At 72.9% G+C, this 20,348-nt stretch carries 17 protein-coding genes; 10 read left to right on the top strand and 7 right to left on the bottom strand.

Annotated features, from left to right (window positions below; all coding sequences use genetic code 11):
* Positions 1–287: 287 nt before the first annotated feature.
* Positions 288–1,226, top strand: coding sequence for a DUF3152 domain-containing protein (locus OG927_RS19155; protein WP_124281420.1), 939 nt, complete (start codon positions 288–290; stop codon positions 1,224–1,226).
* Between the two features lie 14 nt (positions 1,227–1,240).
* Here the strand turns inward: OG927_RS19155 and OG927_RS19150 are convergent, their stop codons facing one another.
* The 4 genes from OG927_RS19150 to OG927_RS19135 form a co-directional block, all read right to left on the bottom strand.
* On the bottom strand, positions 1,241–1,879 hold the full coding sequence (locus OG927_RS19150; RefSeq protein ID WP_330320518.1) for a hypothetical protein: 639 nt from the start codon (positions 1,877–1,879) through the stop codon (positions 1,241–1,243).
* A 7-nt stretch (positions 1,880–1,886) separates the two neighbouring features.
* On the bottom strand, positions 1,887–3,086 hold the full coding sequence (gene mqnC, locus OG927_RS19145; protein WP_056796844.1) for a cyclic dehypoxanthinyl futalosine synthase: 1,200 nt from the start codon (positions 3,084–3,086) through the stop codon (positions 1,887–1,889).
* A 72-nt stretch (positions 3,087–3,158) separates the two neighbouring features.
* Positions 3,159–4,853 (bottom strand): serine/threonine-protein kinase, encoded by a 1,695-nt coding sequence (locus OG927_RS19140; RefSeq protein WP_056796846.1) that lies wholly within the window; start codon positions 4,851–4,853, stop codon positions 3,159–3,161.
* A gap of 525 nt (positions 4,854–5,378) precedes the next feature.
* Positions 5,379–6,257: a menaquinone biosynthetic enzyme MqnA/MqnD family protein gene (locus OG927_RS19135; RefSeq protein WP_056796848.1), complete on the bottom strand. Its 879-nt coding sequence runs from the start codon at positions 6,255–6,257 to the stop codon at positions 5,379–5,381.
* A 286-nt stretch (positions 6,258–6,543) separates the two neighbouring features.
* Here OG927_RS19135 and OG927_RS19130 point away from each other — a divergent pair, with 286 nt between their 5' ends.
* From OG927_RS19130 to OG927_RS19120, 3 genes are all read left to right on the top strand, one after another.
* Positions 6,544–6,747, top strand: coding sequence for a cold-shock protein (locus tag OG927_RS19130; RefSeq protein WP_003967102.1), 204 nt, complete (start codon positions 6,544–6,546; stop codon positions 6,745–6,747).
* Between the two features lie 403 nt (positions 6,748–7,150).
* A complete protein-coding gene (locus OG927_RS19125; RefSeq protein ID WP_330320517.1) occupies positions 7,151–10,117 on the top strand; it encodes an AfsR/SARP family transcriptional regulator in 2,967 nt (988 codons plus the stop codon).
* Positions 10,118–10,313: 196 nt separating this feature from the next.
* A complete protein-coding gene (locus OG927_RS19120; RefSeq protein ID WP_164494136.1) occupies positions 10,314–10,478 on the top strand; it encodes a hypothetical protein in 165 nt (54 codons plus the stop codon).
* A gap of 300 nt (positions 10,479–10,778) precedes the next feature.
* On the opposite strand, the gene OG927_RS19115 is transcribed toward OG927_RS19120, so the two are convergent.
* Positions 10,779–11,309 carry a hypothetical protein gene (locus tag OG927_RS19115; RefSeq protein ID WP_330320516.1) on the bottom strand — a complete coding sequence of 177 codons (531 nt, stop codon included), beginning with the start codon at positions 11,307–11,309 and terminating at the stop codon, positions 10,779–10,781.
* Between the two features lie 218 nt (positions 11,310–11,527).
* On the opposite strand from OG927_RS19115, the gene OG927_RS19110 reads away from it, so the two are divergent.
* Positions 11,528–12,181, top strand: a complete 654-nt coding sequence (locus tag OG927_RS19110) for a hypothetical protein (RefSeq protein WP_330320515.1) — start codon at positions 11,528–11,530, stop codon at positions 12,179–12,181.
* A gap of 28 nt (positions 12,182–12,209) precedes the next feature.
* Here OG927_RS19110 and OG927_RS19105 read toward each other — a convergent pair whose 3' ends face one another.
* Both OG927_RS19105 and OG927_RS19100 read right to left on the bottom strand, forming a co-directional pair.
* Positions 12,210–14,564 (bottom strand): outer membrane protein assembly factor BamB family protein, encoded by a 2,355-nt coding sequence (locus OG927_RS19105; protein WP_056796860.1) that lies wholly within the window; start codon positions 14,562–14,564, stop codon positions 12,210–12,212.
* 214 nt (positions 14,565–14,778) lie between these two features.
* On the bottom strand, positions 14,779–15,594 hold the full coding sequence (locus OG927_RS19100; RefSeq protein ID WP_056796863.1) for a VOC family protein: 816 nt from the start codon (positions 15,592–15,594) through the stop codon (positions 14,779–14,781).
* Between the two features lie 380 nt (positions 15,595–15,974).
* Here OG927_RS19100 and OG927_RS19095 point away from each other — a divergent pair, with 380 nt between their 5' ends.
* From OG927_RS19095 to OG927_RS19075, 5 genes are all read left to right on the top strand, one after another.
* Positions 15,975–16,622 carry a TetR family transcriptional regulator gene (locus OG927_RS19095; protein ID WP_056796868.1) on the top strand — a complete coding sequence of 216 codons (648 nt, stop codon included), beginning with the start codon at positions 15,975–15,977 and terminating at the stop codon, positions 16,620–16,622.
* Between the two features lie 155 nt (positions 16,623–16,777).
* Positions 16,778–17,446: a pyridoxine/pyridoxamine 5'-phosphate oxidase gene (locus tag OG927_RS19090; RefSeq protein WP_056796872.1), complete on the top strand. Its 669-nt coding sequence runs from the start codon at positions 16,778–16,780 to the stop codon at positions 17,444–17,446.
* A gap of 76 nt (positions 17,447–17,522) precedes the next feature.
* Positions 17,523–18,434: a zinc metalloprotease HtpX gene (gene htpX, locus OG927_RS19085; RefSeq protein WP_056796875.1), complete on the top strand. Its 912-nt coding sequence runs from the start codon at positions 17,523–17,525 to the stop codon at positions 18,432–18,434.
* A 9-nt stretch (positions 18,435–18,443) separates the two neighbouring features.
* Positions 18,444–19,028 (top strand): PspA-associated protein PspAB, encoded by a 585-nt coding sequence (pspAB, locus tag OG927_RS19080; RefSeq protein ID WP_056796878.1) that lies wholly within the window; start codon positions 18,444–18,446, stop codon positions 19,026–19,028.
* Between the two features lie 129 nt (positions 19,029–19,157).
* A complete protein-coding gene (locus tag OG927_RS19075; RefSeq protein ID WP_056796881.1) occupies positions 19,158–20,342 on the top strand; it encodes a flavin-containing monooxygenase in 1,185 nt (394 codons plus the stop codon).
* The last annotated feature ends 6 nt before the right edge of the window (positions 20,343–20,348 follow it).

Below are 20,348 nucleotides of genomic sequence, written 5' to 3'. Positions count from 1 at the left end.
TCCTCCCGGCGGCTTGACGCCGGCCTCAACCATTCCGGCCCGGCAGCACTCAGTAGGGGTAGGAGCGCCGAGGAACCGGAGAGGGGGCTGACGGCCCGTCGCGCGCGGCCGGGACGGTCGCCGTACCGCGGTGTACGCGCGGTGGCTCCCCGAAGTCCTGCGGGACGGCGGCGGGGGCGTCGCGGACGCGGCACGGTCGCGGACGAGCTCCCGGTCCACACGAAGCAGCTGCCCGTCCGGGGCGGCCGAGGACCGCTCATCACAAGATCACAGATACTGACGGGACCATGCACACCGACCCCGCACGCCGCATACGGACCGCTGCCACGTCTCGCCGCCCGGCGGGCACGGCAGCTCCCGCCCCGCCCGGCTCCCCCGGGCGCCCGCCGTCACGGCGGCAGAGCCGCCATCAGGTCCGGCAGCAGTCCCGCGTCCGCCGCAGACGCCGGCAGCGACGCTCCATGCTCCTCTTACTGACGTTCGCCGGCGCGGTCGCCGCGGTGTTCCTCTCCTTCGACCCGCCGTGGCAGCGGGACGCCGGTCCGGCGGCCGCCGCCGACCGTGACGCCTCCCCTTCGCCGGCCCCGCCCGCTCCCACGGCGGCACCCGAGGCCCCTGCCCCCGCCGAGGCCCCGCCGAGTCCGGAGACGTCGGAAGAACCGTCGGTGCCCGTGTCCGGCCCGGGCACCTTCACCGTCGCCCGTGAGGGCGTCACCCCCGCGGCCAAGGGCCACGCCTACCGCGTCGAGGTCGAGGACGACAGCGGAGTCGATCCCGACCGGGCGGCCGAGGACATCGCCGATGTCCTCGCCGACCCCCGCGGCTGGGGCCGGGGCGGAACCCGGGCCTTCCGCCAGGTCGACGACGACTCGGCCGGGCTGGTGATCCGCGTCGGCACTCCGGCGACGACCGACCGGCTGTGCGGCGCCTACGGCCTGAAGACCCGCGGTGAGCTGAACTGCCGTGGCGGCAAGCACGTCCTGGTCAACCTGCGCCGCTGGCAGCTCGGTTCACCGCAGTTCGACGGCCCCCTCGCCGACTACCGGGCGCTGATCGTCAATCACGAGGTCGGCCACTGGCTGGGGCACGGCCACGAGACCTGCCCGGGACCCGGCCGCCCGGCTCCGGCGATGATGCAGCAGATCAAGGGCTTGAAGGGCTGCGTGTCGAACGCCTGGCCCTACACCTCCGGCGGAAAGTACCTGGGCGGCCCCTCGGTCCCCTGACGCACGGCGCCCGCTCAGCTCACGCGGAAGACCAGCCGCCCGCCCAGGACCGTCGCGACGCAGCAGGCCGCGCCCGCCTCCACCAGCTCCGCTGCGTCCCGTACGCCGAACACCGCCAGATCCGCCGGGTCCCCGGCCGCCGGCGGTCCCCCGGTGCACGCCCGCAGCGCGGCCGGATCCCGGACCCCGGCCAGCGGGTCGAGGCGGGGCGGCAGGACCGGGCCGGCAGCGGGCGGATGGATCCGCAGGCCCGACCGGGACACCGCCAGCCGCACCGAGGGCCGGGTGAACGTCCCGGCGACGGCGGTCGTACCGTGCCGCAGCATCCGCTGCAGCCCGCGCCGGGCGCTCGCGCCCCACCGGGCGTCGTCCGGCGCCAGTGCGGCGACCGCGTCGCCGGCCAGCGGCCCGGTGCCCAGCTCGTCCGCCTCGCGCGGGTCCGGGTGGTAGACGGTCTCCAGCAGGGCCGCCGCCGTGACGTTCGCCAGCCCCGGGGCGATCGCCCCGGACCAGCGCCGCACCCGGGCCCGCGGGCGGGCCGCGGTCACGTCGGCGTACGGGCCCACCGCGACGACGAAGCCGCCGTCCACGGCCACGGAGTCCCAGCCTTCCGGGGCACCGAGGACCGCGTCGGCGGCATGGATCGTCAGCACGGGCCGACTAGTTGGCGTCGAGGAGCTTCAGCTCCGGGTGCGCCGTGCCGCCCGCGATCGCCGTGGAGGAGATGTGCGAGACGACGCGCTCGTCGACCGGGTCGTTCGCCGGGTCGTCGTGGACGACGAGGTGCTCGTACGTCGTGGCGCGCTGGGCGGGCACCCGGCCCGCCTTGCGGATCAGGTCGATGATCTCCAGACGGTTCGAGCGGTGCCTGGCACCGGCCGAGGAGACGACGTTCTCCTCCAGCATGATCGAGCCGAGGTCGTCCGCCCCGTAGTGCAGGGACAGCTGCCCGACCTCCTTGCCCGTGGTCAGCCAGGAGCCCTGGATGTGGGCGACGTTGTCGAGGAACAGCCGGGAGATGGCGATCATCCGCAGGTACTCGAAGAGCGTGGCCTGCGTCTGTCCCTTCAGCTTGTTGTTCTCCGGCTGGTAGGTGTACGGGATGAAGGCACGGAAGCCGCCCGTGCGGTCCTGTACGTCGCGGATCATGCGCAGGTGCTCGATGCGCTCGGCGTTGGTCTCGCCGGTGCCCATCAGCATGGTGGAGGTCGACTCGACACCGAGGCCGTGGGCGATCTCCATGATCTCCAGCCAGCGCTCGCCGGACTCCTTGAGCGGGGCGATCGCGGTGCGCGGCCTGGCGGGCAGCAGCTCGGCGCCGGCACCGGCGAAGGAGTCGAGACCGGCGACGTGGATCCGCTGGATGGCCTCCTCGGCCGAGACCTTGGAGATGCGGGCCATGTGCTCGATCTCGGAGGCGCCCAGCGAGTGGATGACCAGCTGCGGGAACGCCTTCTTGATGGCGGAGAAGTGCTCCTCGTAGTACTCGACGCCGTAGTCCGGGTGGTGACCGCCCTGGAACATGATCTGGGTGCCGCCGAGTTCGACGGTCTCCGCGCAGCGGCGCAGGATGTCGTCGAGGTCGCGGGACCAGCCCTTGGCCGTGTCCTTGGGCGCCGCGTAGAAGGCGCAGAACTTGCAGGCCGTGACGCACACGTTGGTGTAGTTGATGTTGCGCTCGATGATGTACGTCGCGATGTGCTCCGTACCGGCGTAACGGCGACGGCGCACGGCGTCCGCGGCAGCGCCCAGCGCGTGCAGCGGTGCCGACCGGTACAGGTCGAGAGCCTCCTGGGGGGAGATCCGCCCGCCTTCGGCGGCGCGGTCGAGGACGGGCTGGAGGTCGGCCTTCTCGGTCACCGGGCTGTCACCTTTCGGCGGTTTTTCTACGGATCCACGGACCGATCCAGCCTACGCCAGCCCCTGCCGGGGTCAGCCGCCGGACCGGGTCAGCACACCCTTCGGTGTGCCCGCGGCCTCCTCGTGGGAGCGGTAGAGGACGGTGCTGGCGGAGGTCAGGGTGAAGTCCAGGTCGGACTCGCTGTCCGTGCACAGGGTGGTGTCGGCGTTGGCCGGGTCGGCGCGCTCGCGGACCTTGAGCGCGGTGGGGGTACCGGAGACGAGCCTGCCGACGCTCTTGCAGACGACGCTCGTTCCGAGCACCTCCAGCGTGTACGTCAGCCGCACCACGTCCTGGCCCTTCCTCGCTTCGGTGAACACGGCGGTGACGGTGCCGTGCGGCAGTCCGCTGCGCTCGGTGGCGGGGCCCTTCCAGGTGCCGGCGAACGCCTTCGGCAGGGCGCTCACCGGTCCGCCGTCCGCCGGGGACGACTCCTCCGGGCGGGCCGTCCCCGGCGGGCTCGCGCCGCGGGTGGCCGACGGGGGCTGCGCGGCCCCGTCGCTGCTGTGCCGGTCGTCCGCGTCGCCGCTCCGGAAGAGGTCGCCGATCGTCCCGGCGCCCAGGGTGACCGCGGCGAGCGCTCCGGCGACGGCGAGCGCGACGGTGCAGCTCACCCGCCTGCCGCGCCGCTCACCGGGCCGCGCGTCGGCGTTCATGGTGACGGCGACTCGGGCGCCGGACCCGTGCTCCGCGCCGCCGCCCCCGGTGAGCGGCCCGGCGGACGGGGGGACGGACGGCGGGGGCGGCAGGGGCGGGCCGAACGTACCGAGCGCCGCGCTCCCCAGTGACGCGCTGCTGAACGGCACCGGGCCCGACTGCACCGGGGCCTCCTGCGGCTCCAGGTCCAGCAGGGCCACGGCGGACCGGCTGACCTCGCGCACCAGGGAGCCGGGCAGCCATCCCGCCGCGACCAGCGCGGCGGCCCCGCCCGGAGCGAGCCTGCGCGCCAGCTCAGCCGGGGCGGGCCGGTCGGCCGGGTCCTTGGCGAGACACCCGGCCACCAGCTCGCGCAGGTCGCCCTCCAGCTCCCCCAGTTCGGGTGCCTCGTGCACCACCTTGTAGAGGAGTACGGCGGAGGAGTCGCCCACGAAGGGGGCGCTGCCGGTCGCGGCGTACGCGAGGACCGCTCCCAGGGAGAACACGTCGGCGGCGCCGGAGATGTCCAGGCCACGGATCTGCTCCGGCGCCATGTATCCGGGTGAGCCGACCGAGACGCCGGTGGAGGTGAGGGAGACGGTGGCGCCGAGGGCCCGGGCGATCCCGAAGTCGATCAGCCGGGGGCCGTCGAGGGCGAGCAGGACGTTGGACGGTTTCACGTCACGGTGGATGAGGCCGTGCGCGTGCACCGCGTCGAGGGCCTCGCCCAGGCCCGCGCCCAGGGTCCGGACCGCGTGCTCGGGCAGCGGGCCGTGCCGGGTGACCGCGTCGGAGAGCGGTGGTCCGGCCACGTACCCCGTCGCCACCCAGGGGATGGGCGCGTCCGGGTCGGCGTCCAGGACCGGGGCCGTCCACTGCGCGCCGAGCCGTCGTGCGGCGTCCACCTCGCGCCGGAACCGGGCACGGAACTGCTCGTCGAGGGCGAAGTGGGGGTGGACGACCTTGACCGCGACGGTACGGCCGCCCGTGCTGCGCCCCAGATAGACCCGGCCCATTCCGCCGGCGCCGAGCCTGCCGAGCAGCCGGTAGGAGCCGATCGCGTGCGGTTCGCCCGCTTCCAGCGGCTGCATATGGTGTCTCCCCGTGTGAACCCAGGTGCCTCCGACCGCAGCCTAGGGTGCCCGGGTCCCAGGGTCACGAGAAGCCTTCTGCCGATTTCGCCCCTTAGGGCACGAAGCGCGGTTTTCGCCACTGCGAAAGGCGCAAATACATCGCTCACCGGTGTTCGTCCGCGTTCACCGTAGCGATACCGAACGCAAACCGGAGGCGTTCCGGGCACCATCCGCTATTCGTGGCCCGGATGCGGGGGACGGGCGCGCGGCCATTCGCCCCCTTTCACAAGAACGCGTGCCGGCGGGGGAATGCCGGAGCCGTCGGCCACCGGGCGACAAAGGCCCGCCCCGGAATGGGAGCGGGAAGGCGCGGGAAGCCGGGAGAGGGAACCGGAATGGTACGGGATTCATCTACTCCCGCACCATTCCCGTTCCGTCCCGCCGGCGCGGAACGCCATCGACCGCCGAACGTTATCGACCGGCGAACGCCGTCGACCGCCGCCGCCGTCGACCGCGAACGGCACCGGGCGCCGCCGGCCGCCGTCAGCCGCCGAGCAGCTCGACCCGCACATCGGCCGGGAAGCCGGTCGTCGGGCCGGTCCTGCGGGCGAACTCGCGCACACCGGCCAGCTGGTCCGGGCCGAAGCGGAAGTCGAGGGTGGTGAAGTAGCGTTCCAGCACCTCGGCGTCGAAGGCCTCCCAGCGCGCCGCCTGCTCCGCGACCTTGGTGACCTCCTCCAGCGAGACGTCGCGCGAGGCCAGGAACGCCTCGTGGACCTTCTCCACGTAGAGGGGGTGCGCGGCCAGGTAGTCCTTGCGGACCGCCCAGACCGCGAAGACGAACGGCAGTCCCGTCCACTCCTTCCACATCTGGCCCAGGTCATGGACCTGCAGGCCCAGCCTGGGGGCGTCGTGCAGATTGGCACGCAGCGCGGCGTCGCCGATCAGCACCGCGGCGTCGGCCTCCTGCATCATCAGCCCGAGATCGGGCGGGCAGGTGAAGTAGTCGGGCGTGACGCCGTAGCGCTCGGACAGCAGCAGCTGGGCCAGCCGCACAGAGGTGCGGGAGGTGGAGCCCAGTGCCACCCGGGCCCCGTCGAGCTGGTCGAGCGGCAGCTGGGACACGATCACGCACGACATGACGGGCCCGTCGCAGCCGACCGCGATGTCGGGGAGTGCGACCAGGTCGTCGGCGTTGCGCAGGTACTCGACGAGGGTGACGGGACCGATGTCGAGATCGCCCCTGACCAGCTGCTCGCTGAGTCTCTCCGGGGTGTCCTTCGAGAGCTCCAGGTCGAGCAGGGTTCCGGTGCGTGCCAGACCCCAGTAGAGGGGCAGGCAGTTCAGGAACTGGATGTGGCCGACGCGCGGCCTGCTGCGACGGTCGTCGCCTTCTACGGGAGAGACGGTTGAATTGTCCACATCGCGAGGCTAGACCCGCCCTCTCCGGCGGGCACCATCGGGGCGCCCGGACGGCTCCCCGGGGGGCCCGTCCGCCGGCGCTCCGGCGGGTCAAACAAACATCCGAGTGAAGTGATCTTTGCCTCTACCGCTCCTCGCGGACTGCGTGCTAGGCTCGCCCGCAAGTTGCAGTTTGGTTTCCCTTGCAGTACAGAGCCTGCGGAGCATGTAACCCGCAGGCTTTTGTAGTTTTCAGACTTGTTTGCAGGTTCTGGAGCAGGGCAACCCTTTGGCCCAAGGAGGGCTTATGGCTACCGGAACCGTCAAGTGGTTCAACGCTGAAAAGGGCTTCGGCTTCATCGCCCAGGACGGCGGCGGCCCGGATGTCTTCGTCCACTATTCCGCGATCAACGCGTCCGGGTTCCGCTCCCTCGAGGAGAACCAGGTCGTGAACTTCGACGTCACTCAGGGGCCCAAGGGTCCGCAGGCTGAGAACGTCACCCCGGCCTAGTTGCCCGGGTCGGCCGATCGCGGCCGGCTATGCAGTACCCAAGGAGCCCCGTTCCCCCCGCCCCGGCGGGGGGAACGGGGCTCCTGCCTTTCCCGGAGGAGCCGGATCGCCGGGACGGGGCGGAGCACCGTGGGACCGGATGCCGGAGCAACGGGAGACCGGCCCCACGTGCCCGCCGGACAAGGAGGACCGGGTGACGGAGCTCCAGCAGCCGGTCACGATCTGACACGGCGTCATCGTCCGTACGGGCCCTCGCCCCCGAATCGTTGCCGAGGGCCGGTACGGAGCAACACCCAGTGCTGACGAGTCCGCCTTCGACAAGGCAGACTGTTGAGCGCGATACCAGGTAGGGCGCAGAGCGGGATCAGCAGCACCGGCGGGGCAAGCAGGACAGGGGGCAGCAATGGACCGCGACAAGGGGCCCGGCGTGCGTGTGCCGGACCAGCGCGCACCACGGGAGGAGGCGGCCGGGGGCGAACTCCGCTTCGAGGTGCTCGGCCCCGTGCGCGCCCGGCGCGGCAACCAGGTGCTCCCTTCGGGGTCGCCGCAGCAACGGGCCCTGCTGGCCGCCCTGCTCCTGCGCGACGGCCGCACGGCCACCGCGGCCGAACTCATCGACGCCCTCTGGGGGGACGACCCTCCGTCCCAGGCCCTGGCGACGGTCCGGACGTACGCGTCCCGGCTCCGCAAGACACTCGGCCAGGACACCCTGGTCAGCGAGTCCGGCGGCTACGCCGTCCGCATCCACCGCGACGCCCTCGACCTCACCCACGCCCAGGACCTCGCCGCCGAGGCGGAGAAGTCCCGCAGCCGCGGGGACCGGTCCCGGGCCCGCACCCTGATCAACAAGCTCCTCGGGCTGTGGGACGGGCAGGCGCTCGCCTCCGTACCCGGCCCGTACGCGGACAACCAGCGCAGCAGCCTGGAGGAGTGGCGCCTCCAGCTCACGGAGACCCGGCTCGACCTCGACCTGGAGGTCGGCTGCCACGCCGAGGCGGTGTCCGAGCTGACCGCGCTCACCGCGGCGCACCCCCTGCGCGAACGGCTGCGCGAACTGCTGATGGTCGCTCTGTACCGCAGCGGCCGGCAGGCCGAGGCGCTCGCGGTGTACGCGGACACCCGCCGGCTGCTCGCCGAGGAGCTGGGCGTCGACCCGCGCCCCGAGCTGGCCCAGCTCCAGCAGCGGATCCTGCGGGCCGACGAGGACCTGGCGCGCCCCGTCGACGAGCCGGCCCCGGCAGCCACCCCGGTCCGCCCCGCCCAGCTCCCCGCCACGGTGCCGGACTTCACGGGCCGGGCCTCCTTCGTGCGCGAGCTGGGCGCCCGGCTGGTGACCTCCGAGGGGTCCGTCATGGCGGTCTCCGCACTGGCCGGCATCGGCGGCGTCGGCAAGACGACCCTGGCCGTGCACGTCGCCCATCAGGCCCGCCCGCACTTCCCGGACGGCCAGCTGTACGTGGATCTCCAGGGCGCGGGAGCCAGGGCGGCCGAACCGGAGACCGTCCTCGGCTCGTTCCTGCGGGCCCTCGGCACACCTGACTCCGCGATCCCGGACTCGCTCGACGAGCGGGCCGCGCTCTACCGCTCCACCCTGGACGGCCGCCGCATCCTGGTCCTCCTGGACAACGCCCACGACGCGGCCCAGATCCGCCCGCTGCTCCCCGGTACGCCGGGCTGTGCGGCCCTGGTGACCAGCAGGGTCCGCATGGTCGACCTGGCAGGCGCGCACCTGGTGGACCTGGACGTCATGTCTCCGGAGGAGGCCCTCCAGCTCTTCACCCGGATCGTCGGCGCGGAACGCGTCAACTCCGAGCGCGAGGCGGCCCTGGACGTGGTGGCCGCCTGCGGCTTCCTGCCGCTGGCCATCCGCATCGCCGCCTCCCGGCTGGCCGCCCGCCGCACCTGGACGGTCTCGGTCCTGGCCGCGAAGCTCGCCGACGAGCGCCGCCGGCTGGACGAGCTCCAGGCGGGCGACCTCGCGGTGAAGGCCACCTTCGAGCTCGGCTACGGCCAGCTGGAGCCGGCCCAGGCCCGTGCCTTCCGCCTCCTGGGCCTGGCGGACGGTCCCGACATCTCCCTCGCGGCCGCGGCGGCCCTCCTGAACCTGGAGACCCACACGGCGGAGGACCTGCTGGAGGCCCTGGTCGACACGTCCCTCCTGGAGTCGGCCGCGCCCGGCCGCTACCGTTATCACGACCTGGTGCGCCTCTACGCGCGTTCCTGCGCGGAGCGGGACGAACAGCCCCCGGCGGAGCGGGAGGCGGCCCTGTCGCGCCTGCTGGACTTCTATCTGGCGACGGCGGCGGGGGTGTACGCGCTGGAGCGGCCGGGGGACCGGACGGTCGAGCACCTCGACCCCACGGAGTACCCGGGCATCACCTTCGCCGACCACCGGACAGCCCTCGACTGGCTGTACACCAACGCGGGTTCGCTCCTGTCGTGCGCCCATCAGTCCGCTGCCCGGGGCACCATCCGCCGCAGCGTCGACCTGATGCTGGCCGCCAAGGACCTCGCGGAGTCCGGGGCCAACTCCCGCCAGTTCGAGGCAGCGGCCATGGCGGTCCGGGACGCCGCCGTCGCAGCCGGGGACCCGCGCTCCGAAGCCCGCGCACGCACCACGCTCGCCCAGGTGCACAGCACGGCCGGCCGCTTCGGACAGGCCGAGGACGAAGCGCGGCGCGCCATGCTGCTGGCCCCGGCCACCCAGGACGTCTGGACCCACTGCAACGCCCCGAACGAACTGGGGATCATCGCCGGATACCGGAGCCGGCTGGAGGAGGCGGAAGGCCTGCTGCAGCAGGCCATAGCCGCGTTCAGGGCCGACGGAAACCGTCCGGGTGAAGCGAGCGCCCTGTGCAACCTGTCGCGCGTGCAGCTCGCCATCGGGCACACCGAGAGCGCGGTGGAGCTCGCCGACCGAGGGGTCGCCCTCTACAACAGGCTGGGACTGACTCTTCGGCTCGCCAACGGCCGGTACGCCCTCGGGCTCGCGCTGGCTCGCGCCGGCCGTCAGGACGAGGCCCAGGACCGGCTGCACGAGGCGCTCGCCGTCTTCCGGGACAGCCGCCAACGGCTGTGGGAGGGCATGACGCTCTTCAGACTGGCCGAGGTGCACCTCAGCGCCGACCGCTCCGCCCAGGCCGCCGCCCTCGCGGAACAGGCGTTGACGGTGCTCCTGCACATAGGGGGCGAGTGGCGACGCGCCAACGTACTGACGGTGCTGGGCCAGGCGTTGGAGCGGATCGGACAGGCGGACCGCGCGCAGGTGTGCTGGCGCGAGGCGCTCGCGACCCTCGACCACCTCAAGGCACCCGAAGCCGACGCCGTCCGCCTGCTGCTGTCTCCCGTGACGTCGTCGAGAAACCGCTGACGGATCCGTTCATCAATCGTTTATCACCGCCCGGCACTCTGGTTCCTGTCGAAGCGTCGCGTCGGGGGGCAGGCGATTCGACGGTCGGACCGCGCACTAAGGTGAACGGCTCTGAACAGCCCGTCCGGCAGTCCACGGGGGAACAGCCGGACGGGCTTCGCCGCCTATCCATGTACCGAAAAATGGAGTTCACGATATGAGCGACGCCAAGAAGATCACGGTGCCGAAGACGGGCGCCGTCAAGCCGGCGGACAGCCACATGACCGGCGAGCCCGACATCACCACGCAGGACAGCCACATGACCGGCGAGCCGGACATCACCACGAAGGACAGCCACATGACCGGTGGCGACCCGCGCTAGTCGGACCTACGACGGGGGGAGCGGCCGCGGCGGCACGGAGGGGGCGCCGTCGCGGCCGCCGTACGTCCTCGTCCCGGTCGGCGCCCGCGACGGTGTTCGACCGGTCGGGCACGGGACGGCCCGCACGAGGACGACGCTCTTCGCGGAGGCCCTCGGTCCCGACCAGACCGCTGAGGCCCCGGCCGACGATGCCACGACCCGGGCCGCGCACACACCGCAGGGCCCGAGCCGACCGGCTCGGGCCCTCGCCCATGCTCCCCGTGGCCACGGTGCACCTCTGCGGTGCCGTGCCGGGACGTGTCAGTGGCGCAGCTCCGCCGTCACCAGGCAGCGCTTCACGCGGGAGACCGAGCGCGGGCTGTCCATGCGGACCGGCAGGGTCTTCGCCTCGTCGTAGCCGAGTTCGACCGTGGCCTCGCCCGTGTCGACGGTCCGGCCCTTCGCGTCGACGAACGTCACGTCCACGTCGTACGTGTGCGAGCCCGTCGCGGTCGAGCGGATCTCCACCGTCGACGAGGTCACCGCCCTGCGCTTGCCCTTGCGCGGCTGGGCACAGCGGACGACGCGGGTGACGGGTGCGTCCGAGGCGGTGGTGGTGGGCGTCGGCGTCCCGTACGTGGAGCCGCCCGAGGAGCTCGACGAGCTGTCGTCGTAGTCGTCGTCGTGGTAATCGCCGTTGCTCTTCTTCGAGTTGGAGCAGCCTCCACCGCCGCTGGACCCGCCGCTGCGGCTCTTCCCGCTCTTGCCGCCGTGGCTGGACGTCGAGAACCCGGTCAGTGCGAGCACCACCACGACCAGTACCGCCGCGAACCTCATCTGTCGCCGCACCATCGATGCAGCCCCCCTCGCTGTTGTCGGCCCTCTTCGGCGGTAGCGCAGCCGCGCCCCACCACACAGCACAGCTTGTCCCGCCCAGACCCTCGATCCAGTCATGGCCCTGTCACGGTCTGGTCATGGTCTCCGGATGGCAGGGGCCACCGGCGCGGCGTAGCGTCGGTCCGGGGACCGGTGCAGTTCCGTGCGCGGCACGCAGGCCCGGGAGGCCGACCATGATCCGCAATGTCCTCGGCTCCGTCGTCGCCCTCCTGGGCGCGGCGGCTGCCGTCCAGAGCCCCTTCCACAGCTGGTACGGCGACCGCCTCGGGCGGGCCTACCGGATCCAGGACCTCTTCGGGGGCATCGGCGGCGTGACGTCCGCGGTGCTGGGCTCGATCCTGCTGCCGTTCCTGTTCGCCGCCCTGGTGGCCCTGGTGGGCGTGGTGCTGCGCTCGCGCTGGGTGGTGGCCCTGGCCGGACTGATCGTGCTCGGGTTCACCGTGCTGTGGATGGTCCGGCAGGGCCAGGCGGCGGGAAGCCTGACGGTCGACAGCGACGGGTCCGGGCTCGGGTGGGGCGTCGCCCAGGCGGCTGCCGGCGGGGTACTGCTCCTGCTGGGAGCGCTGCTGATGTCCGGGCGCGGCGTGCGGGACCGGCATGCGCGCGATCCCTACCCCGCCCCCTCGGACAACCGTCCGGACACCTGGCCCCCGACCCAGGAGCCGGGGCCGTCGGTGCAGACGTCGCCGCTGCCGGAGCCGGAGGCCGATCCGTACACGGGCCCGGGCACCGGGCAGCACCGGGCCCCGCGGTCCGACGAGGACACGGCCCCCCACCCGGTGGCCCGGGACGAGGACCGCGACCGCTACCACCCGCCGCACCCCTGAGGCGGTCCCCCGCCGGGGCGGGCGCCGCTCAGGTCCGTACCCGGTTCCCCGTACCCGTCCCCTTCAGCGCGTCCAGTGCGTACACGCACCGGTCCTTGCTGCACGCGTACACGACGCCCGCCTGCGCCACCGGTGAGCCCGTGATCTCGCCGCCCGTGGCGAGCTTCCAGCGGAGCTGGCCACCCGCCGCGTCCAGCGTGTACAGCACGTGGTCCGCCGAGCCGAAGTGCACCCGGCCGTCGGCGACCACCGGTGCTCCCACCACCTCGCCGCCCGCCGCGAACCGCCACTTGGGCGTGCCGGTCACCGCGTCCAGCGTGTACAGCGCGCTGCCGCTGCCGACGTGCACGTTGCCCGCCGCGACCAGTACGGGCTCGATGGACTGGCGGGACTCCGTCGCGATCCTCCACCGGTCCTTGCCGGTGGACGCGTCCAGCGCGTACACGGTGCCGAGGTAGTCGGCGAGGTACACCCCGCCGCCCGTGACCGCGGGCCCCGGCGCGAAGGCGGGCGGCGACAGGAAGACGGCGGGCGACTCGAAGTGCCAGCGCACCCGGCCCGAGACCGTGTCCACGGCCAGCACCCGGGTCCCCGCGGCGACGTAGACGAAGCCGTCCGGCGCCGGGGTCACACGCACCGGCACACCGCCGCAGGAGGCCGCGTCGCCGATCGGGTACGACCACCGCTCCACGCCGGTGCGGGCGTCGACGGCCCGCAGCCGGGCGTCCTGCCACAGGTACACCGTGCCGTCGTGGAGGACGGGCCCGGCCTCCGGCGTCTCGAAGTCCGTCTGGAGGCCCGTGGCCTCCCACAGCTTCTCGCCGCTGGACGCCTCCCACGCCTGGACCCCGCCGCCCCGCGTCCCGGTCAGGACGGTGCCGCGGTCGGCCTTCAGGGAGTACACCCACGCGTCCGTCTGCAGCCGCCACCGCTCGGCCCCGGTCGCCGCGTCCAGGGCGTACAGGGACGGTCCGTCCGAGGCGTGGATCCTGCCGCCGTCGACGGCCATCGCCCAGGCGACGTCCCTGGTCTTGAACTGGCGCCGGCCGTTGCCGACGTCCAGGGCGTGGACCTCGAAGGACGTCACGTACAGCAGGTCGCCGACGACGACGGGCGTGCCCCACACATCGTTCGACATGCGGAAGCGCCACGGCCGCCAGCGCTCCGGCGCGGCGGGCGGGGTGTCGGGTGAGGGCGTGGGGGCGGGCACCGGAGCCGTCGGGTGGCCGGCCGCGCCGTTCAGCCCGGCGGGCGGGCGGACCCAGCCGGTGGCCGGGTCGGCGTGCGCGGCGGCCGCGCCCCGCACGTCCACCGGGCGCGGGCCGGGGCCGATGGGCCTCTTCGCCCCGGGCAGCTGTACCGGACCGCCGTCGGGCGCGGGGGCGGTCCGGGCGTCGCCGCCCCAGGCCCCGCCCTGGCCGGCCCCCGGGGGCGGCTGCGAAGGGGGAGGCGGCACGACCACCGGCGCGGGCGCGGCCGCGATCGCGCGCCCGCCGCCCCGCCGCTGCTCGATCATCGCGGTCGCGACGGTCGGCAGCCAGGCCGACGCCGTACCGCTGTCGTCGCTGCCGGAGGCGAACAGGTGCGGGGCCAGCTGGGCCTGCAGGTCCGCCGGGCTGGGCCGCCGCGTCGCGTCCATCTGCATGCAGGACTCGATCAGCGGTCTCAGATCATCGGGGAGCCCTTCCGTGTCGGGCCCCTCCCGCAGCAGCATGAACACGGTCTCGACCGGATTCGCCCCGTGGAACGGCGCGTGCCCCGTCGCCGCGAAGACCAGCGTCGAACCGAGCGAGAAGATGTCGCTGGCCCCCGTCACGCTGCGCGAGTCGCGGGCCTGCTCGGGGGACATGTACGCGGGCGTGCCCACCGCGACGTTCGTCATGGTCAGCCGGGTGTTGGAGACACCGGACGCGATACCGAAGTCGATCACCCGCGGTCCGTCCTCGACCACGAGCACGTTGGACGGCTTCAGGTCGCGGTGGACGAGGCCGGCGCCGTGGATCGACTGCAGGGCCTCGGCGATGCCGGCGGCCAGCCAGCGCACGGCCTGCGTCGGCATCGGCCCGCACTCACTCACTATCTCCTCGAGCGAGGGTGCGGGGACATAGGCCGTCGCCAGCCACGGGACGGCCGCCCGGGGGTCGGCGTCCACCACGGCGGCGGTGTAGAAACCGCTGACGGCCCGGGCGGCCTCCACCTCACGTGTGAAGCGGACCCGGAACAGCTGGTCCTCGGCCAGTTCCGTACGGACCGTCTTGATCGCCACCCGACGACCGGACGCCGATCGTGCGAGATAGACCAGCCCCATGCCGCCGGCGCCGAGCCGTCCCAGCACCTCGAACGGGCCGATCCGCCTCGGGTCATGCTGCGTCAGCTGCTCCACTTGCCTGCCACCTCCCCGTACGGGCCCCAAGAACAGAAGCCCGCGAAATCCCGCCCTGTGCAGCGTCTCACCACTCGGCACCACTGGCGGTGCGCACCCCGATTGTTGCTGGCTCGGGGCCCGGTTGCGAACCCGGGTGCGGATCGGGGTGTCTTGTGGCACTCCATCCCTTTCAGGACAGCACCCGGACGGCACCCCGCAGCGGTCCCGTCGGCTACGGGAGCAGCTCGGTCGGCTGCAACACGGCGAAGGCGGCGCCCTGATCGTCCTGGAGGACGGCCATCCGCCCGTACGGGATGTCGAACGGCGGAGCCGAGATCCGGCCACCGAGGCGTACGGCGGTGTCGGCCGCCCGGACGCAGTCGGCCACGGCGAAGTAACTGAGGAAGTAGCTGGGCAGCATCTCGGGGAACGCGTCCGTGATGACGCTGCGCCCGCCGATCGCGGTGTCGGGCCCCGGCTCGGTCCCCGCGGGGGACCACATCCGGAAGTCGGCCCCGGCCTCCGCGGCGCCCGGATCGCCGCCCGGCGCCCCGCCGAGGTCCAGGTCGGTCCCCAGGAAGCCGAAGACCTCCTCGTAGAAGGCGTCCACCCGCTCCGGCTGCCGGGTGTAGACCTCGGTCCAGCAGAAGGCGCCCGGCTCGTTCTGCTTCTCGAAGCCCGCGCGGTCGCCCGCCTGCCAGAGGCCGAAGACGGCACCGCCGGGGTCGGCCGCCTGGGCGAGGACGCCCGCCCTGCCCGCCCGCACCGGATCGGTGATCACCTGGCCGCCCGCCGTGCGGATCAGGGCGACGGTGGCGCGGATGTCGTCGGTGGAGAAGTAGACCCCCCAGGTCGTCGGCATGCGGCCGTCCTGCTTGGCGGCGAGTGCGGCGACGAGCCTGCCGTCGCTGTACGCGTCGGCGAACGGCATCCCGTCCCCCGCCCGGAAGGTCCAGCCGAAGAGCCCGCCGTAGAAGCGCTTGCCCGCCTCGAGGTCGGAGAGCTGCACATCCACCCAGCACGGCGCGGAGTGCGCGAATGCGGCCATGACCCCGGATCCTTCCTTCGCGGTGACGCCCGTCACAGTCAACGTAGCGTCGGGCGCCGCGCCGCGCGCTCCGAAGCGCTCCAGGCCGCCGGAATGGAACGTTTGCCCGAATCGTGAAGAGGTGGTGCCGCACTGGACGAGAGTTGTCCACCGAAGTTATCCACAGGCTGTTGATAAGATCATCGCATCGAGCACCGTCCGCCGGGGCCGGCCAGGGCCCCCGCGAGGATCCGGTGCGACCGACGGCCCCTTCCGGTAGCCGTCGTGAAGCCCCTGCGCGTGCCGCCGGGAAAAGCGCTGCTCACCCCGCCCCCACTGGGACGTTCCCCATTTGCAGTCGGTCAGATCGCGCTCCGATCCGCCCTCGGTAAGCTGACGGCATGACAGGACAAGTGCGCACCGTTGACGGCCGCGTGGCCGGTCGGCGAGGCCAGGCGACGCGGCAGAAGCTGCTCGACTGCCTCAGCGAAATGCTCAGCGCCTCTCCCTACCGGGACGTCAAAGTCATCGACGTGGCCCGGAAGGCAGGGACTTCACCCGCGACGTTCTACCAGTATTTCCCCGACGTCGAGGGCGCCGTCCTCGAACTCGCCGAGGAAATGGCCAAGGAGGGCTCCGAGCTGACCGAACTGGTCGCCGGACGCTCCTGGGTCGGCAAGGCGGGCCGGCAGAGCGCCGAAGAACTCGTCGACGGATTCCTCGACTTCTGGCGGCGCCACGACGCGATCCTCCGCGTCGTCGACCTCGGCGCGGCCGAGGGCGACAAGCGGTTCTACAAGATCCGCATGAAGGTCCTCAGCTCGGTCACCGGCTCCCTGACGGATTCGATCAAGGAGCTGCAGGCCAAGGGCAAGGTCGACAAGGAGGTCAGCCCCGCAGCGGTGGCCGGCTCCCTCGTCGTCATGCTGTCCGGGGCCGCCTCCCACCAGAAGGGCTTCACCACCTGGGGCGTGAAGCAGGCCGAACTCCGCCCGAACCTCGCCCTGTTGGTCCACCTCGGCATCACCGGCAAGAAGCCGGCCAGGTAGGCGCCGGCCAGGACTCCCGCACACGCCGGGCGCCGCGCGGACCCTCCGCGGTTCCCCACGTCCTGTCTCACCCTCGGCGGACCACCCGTGTGGTCCGCCGTCGGTGTTCCCGCACCCGCCGGGCGGACGGCTCCGCGACCCTGTGGAATGGGTGCATGAGCGATGCACAGAAAGCCTTCCGCGACCTGCTCCACGCCCAGCGCGTCTGGGACACCCCCCTCCCCCGCTTCGACGTGTCCGCCGCACCCGCGGACCCCCTCACCCTCTTCCACGCCTGGTTCGCCGAGGCGGTGGCCGCCGGACAGGCGGAGCCGCACACCCTGACCCTGGCGACCGTGGACGCCGAGGGCCGGCCCGACGTGCGGACCCTGATGCTGCACGACGCGGACGAACGCGGCTGGCACTTCGCCACCCATGCCACCAGCGAGAAGGGCCGCCAGCTCGCGGCCCGCCCGCACGCGGCCCTCAACTTCTACTGGCCCTCCCAGGGCCGCCAGATCCGGGTACGGGGCACGGTCACCCCGGTGGGCCGTGCGGAGAGCCTGGCCGATCTGCACGCCCGGTCGACGGGTGCCCTGGCCGCGGCGCTGACCGGCTCGCAGAGCGAGGTGCTGCCGTCCCACGAGGACCTCGTCCGGGCCTCCGAGGACGCCTGGGAGCGCGCGCGGGCCGAACCGGACGCCGAGGTGGAGAGCTGGACGCGGTACGTGGTCGAGCCGCGCGAGGCCGAGTTCTTCCAGGGCGACGCACAGCGACGGCACGTACGGCTGCGCTACCGCCTGGAGGCCGGCGGCGCCTGGACGCGCGAGCTGCTCTGGCCGTAGCCACCGCACCGGGCACCTGACCGGTATCAGCCGGAAAGGAGCACTATGGGAGACAGGTGAGCCGTTGGAGGCACCCATGGCACGAACCCGTTCCCGCTACGCCCCGGACCGCGGTCTGACCACCCGCATGGTGAGCACCATGTTCTTCATCGGGCTGCTCTACGTGGTCCTGGTGGGCGTGCTGCTCGCCGTCCTGCGCGGTGCCTGGCCGGTCGTCCTGGTGATCACGGGCGGCCTCTTCGTCGCGCAGTTCTGGTTCAGCGACCGCATCGCCGCGTACGGCATGGGCGCGCGCGAGGTCACCCCGCAGGAGGCGCCCGGACTGCACGGCGCCATCGACCGGATCTGCGCCCTGGCCGACATGCCCAAGCCCCGGGTGGCGGTCGCGCGGAGCGACGTGCCGAACGCGTTCGCCACCGGCCGCAGCGAGCGGACCGCGCTGGTCTGCGCCACGACCGGACTGCTGCGCAGACTGGAGCCCGAGGAGCTCGAGGGGGTCCTGGCCCACGAGATGTCGCACGTCGCGCACCGCGATGTGGCCGTCATGACGATCGCCTCGTTCCTCGGGGTCCTGGCCGGCATCGTCACCCGCGTCGCCCTGTGGGGCGGCTTCGCCCGCAACAGCCGGGGCAACGACCCGGCGGGCGTCATCATCATGCTCATTCCGTTGATCAGCGCTGTCGTCTACGCCCTGAGCTTCCTGCTGACCCGCCTGCTGTCCCGCTACCGCGAGCTGTCGGCCGACCGCACGGCCGCGCTGCTCACCGGCCGCCCCTCGTCGCTCGCCTCCGCCCTGACGAAGGTGAGCGGCCAGATGGCCCGGATCCCGACGGAGGACCTGCGCAAGGCCGAGCCGTACAACGCCTTCTACTTCGTGCCCGCCTTCGCGGCCAAGGAGTCGCTGGGCAGGCTGCTCTCCTCCCACCCGACGCTCGAACAGCGCCTGGACCAGCTGGCGCGCATCTCCGCCGACCTGTCCCGCCCGTAAGGAGCTCCCGTGGGCCTGCTCGACAGCATCCTCGGCCGCAGCAAGCCGGTCCGCCCCGACCTCGACCAGCTCTTCGCCGTCCCGTCCGCGGCCCTGACCCTCCAGGCGGGCACCGGATTCGCGCCCACCGGCCTGGGCTCGGTGTGCTTCGCGGGAGTGGAGGGCGGCACGTTCGCCCGCATCCAGCAGGACGTACGGGAGCTGCTCGACGCCGACACGGGGCGGGGCGGGGTCCCGGTGGAGTTCGACCGGGACGCGTACGGCTACACCTGGCTGCTCGCCCGGCACCCGGCCGACGACACCGCCGCGCTGGTCAACGACCTGCACGCGGTCAACACCCTGCTCCAGGACGGCGGCTTCGGCCCGCACCTGCTGTGCTCGCTCATCGGCTTCCGCGACGCGGAGGGCCGGGCGCTGGCCCTGGTCTACCTCTACAAGCGCGGCACCTTCTATCCGTTCGCCCCGGTGCCGGGCGGCGAGGAGCGGCGTGACAACCAACTGGAGCTCAGGGCCCGGGCGGTGCTGGGTGACGACCTCCGGGTGGAGAAGGACCTGGCCCGGTGGTTCCCCGTCTGGGGCGCACCAGGTTGGTGAACGGTTGTGCGCAGGACCGGCCGAAAATAGCCCCCGGGCACACAGCAACCACGCATCCGTGATCAATTCGCAACCGATTCCGGTCTTGACCGAGACCCATCAACGGCATGCCGGATTACGCTCCGAAGCATGTCAGACAGCACATCCGCCCCCGGTGGCCCCGCAGTTCCCGCTTCCATCGACCGCACCGACGACCGGCCGGTGTACGTGATCGGCGGTGGTCCGGCCGGGCTCGCCGCCGCGGCGGCCCTGCGGGAGCAGGGAGTGAGGGCGGTGGTGCTGGAGAAGTCCGACAGCGTCGCGACGTCCTGGCGCCGCCACTACGACCGGCTGCACCTCCACACGATCCGGCGCTGGTCGGCCCTGCCGGGGCTGGCGATGCCCCGCAGGTTCGGGCGCTGGGTGTCGCGCGACGACATGGTGCGCTACCTGGAGAAGTACGCCGAACACCATGAGCTGGAAGTGGTGACGGGCGTCGAGGTGTCCCGCGTCGACCGCGCCGCCGACGGGTCCGGCTGGCAGCTGAGCGCGACGGGGGGCCGGGTGCTGACGGGCCGCGCGGTCGTCGTGGCCACCGGCTTCAACCACACCCCGCGGATCCCCGAGTGGTCCGGCCGTGCCGGGTTCACGGGCGACCTGGTGCACGCCGCGGAGTACCGCGCCCCGGCCCCCTACGCCGGCAAGGACGTGCTCGTGGTCGGCATCGGCAACACGGGGGCCGAGATCGCCGTGGACCTGGTCGAGGGCGGTGCCTCCCGGGTGCGGATCTCGGTGCGCACCACGCCGCACCTCGTGCGCCGCTCGACGGCGGGCTGGCCCGCGCAGGCGACCGCCGTCCTGGTCCGCAGGCTGCCGGTCCGGCTGGTCGACCGCGCCGGGAGCCTGCTGGCCCGCGTCGCCGTCCCCGATCTGTCCGCGCAGGGCCTGCCCCGCCCGGACACGGGCCTCTACTCACGGGTCAAGGAGGGCGCGATCCCGGTTCAGGACGTCGGGCTGATCGACGCGGTGAAGCGCGGCCGGGTGGTCCCCGTCGCAGCCGTCGAGTCCTTCGAGGAGGACACGGTGGTGCTGGCCGACGGAAGCCGGATCACCCCCGACGCGGTGATAGCGGCGACCGGCTACCGGCGCGCACTGGAGGGCCTGGTGGGCCACCTCGGCGTACTCGACTCGCGCGGCCGGCCCGTGGTGCACGGTTCCCGCACCCCGGAGCAGGCACCGGGGCTGTACTTCACCGGGTTCACCAATCCGATCAGCGGCATGCTCCGGGAAATAGCCCTGGACGCACGGAGGATAGCCGGGCGGCTGAAGGGCTGACGGCGG

The organism is Streptomyces clavifer (genome assembly GCF_036345975.1).
GTDB classification, from domain to species: Bacteria; Actinomycetota; Actinomycetes; order Streptomycetales; family Streptomycetaceae; genus Streptomyces; species Streptomyces clavifer.
The sequence above is the reverse complement of the archived record's forward strand: the minus strand, read 5'-3'. Positions and strand labels throughout refer to the sequence as shown.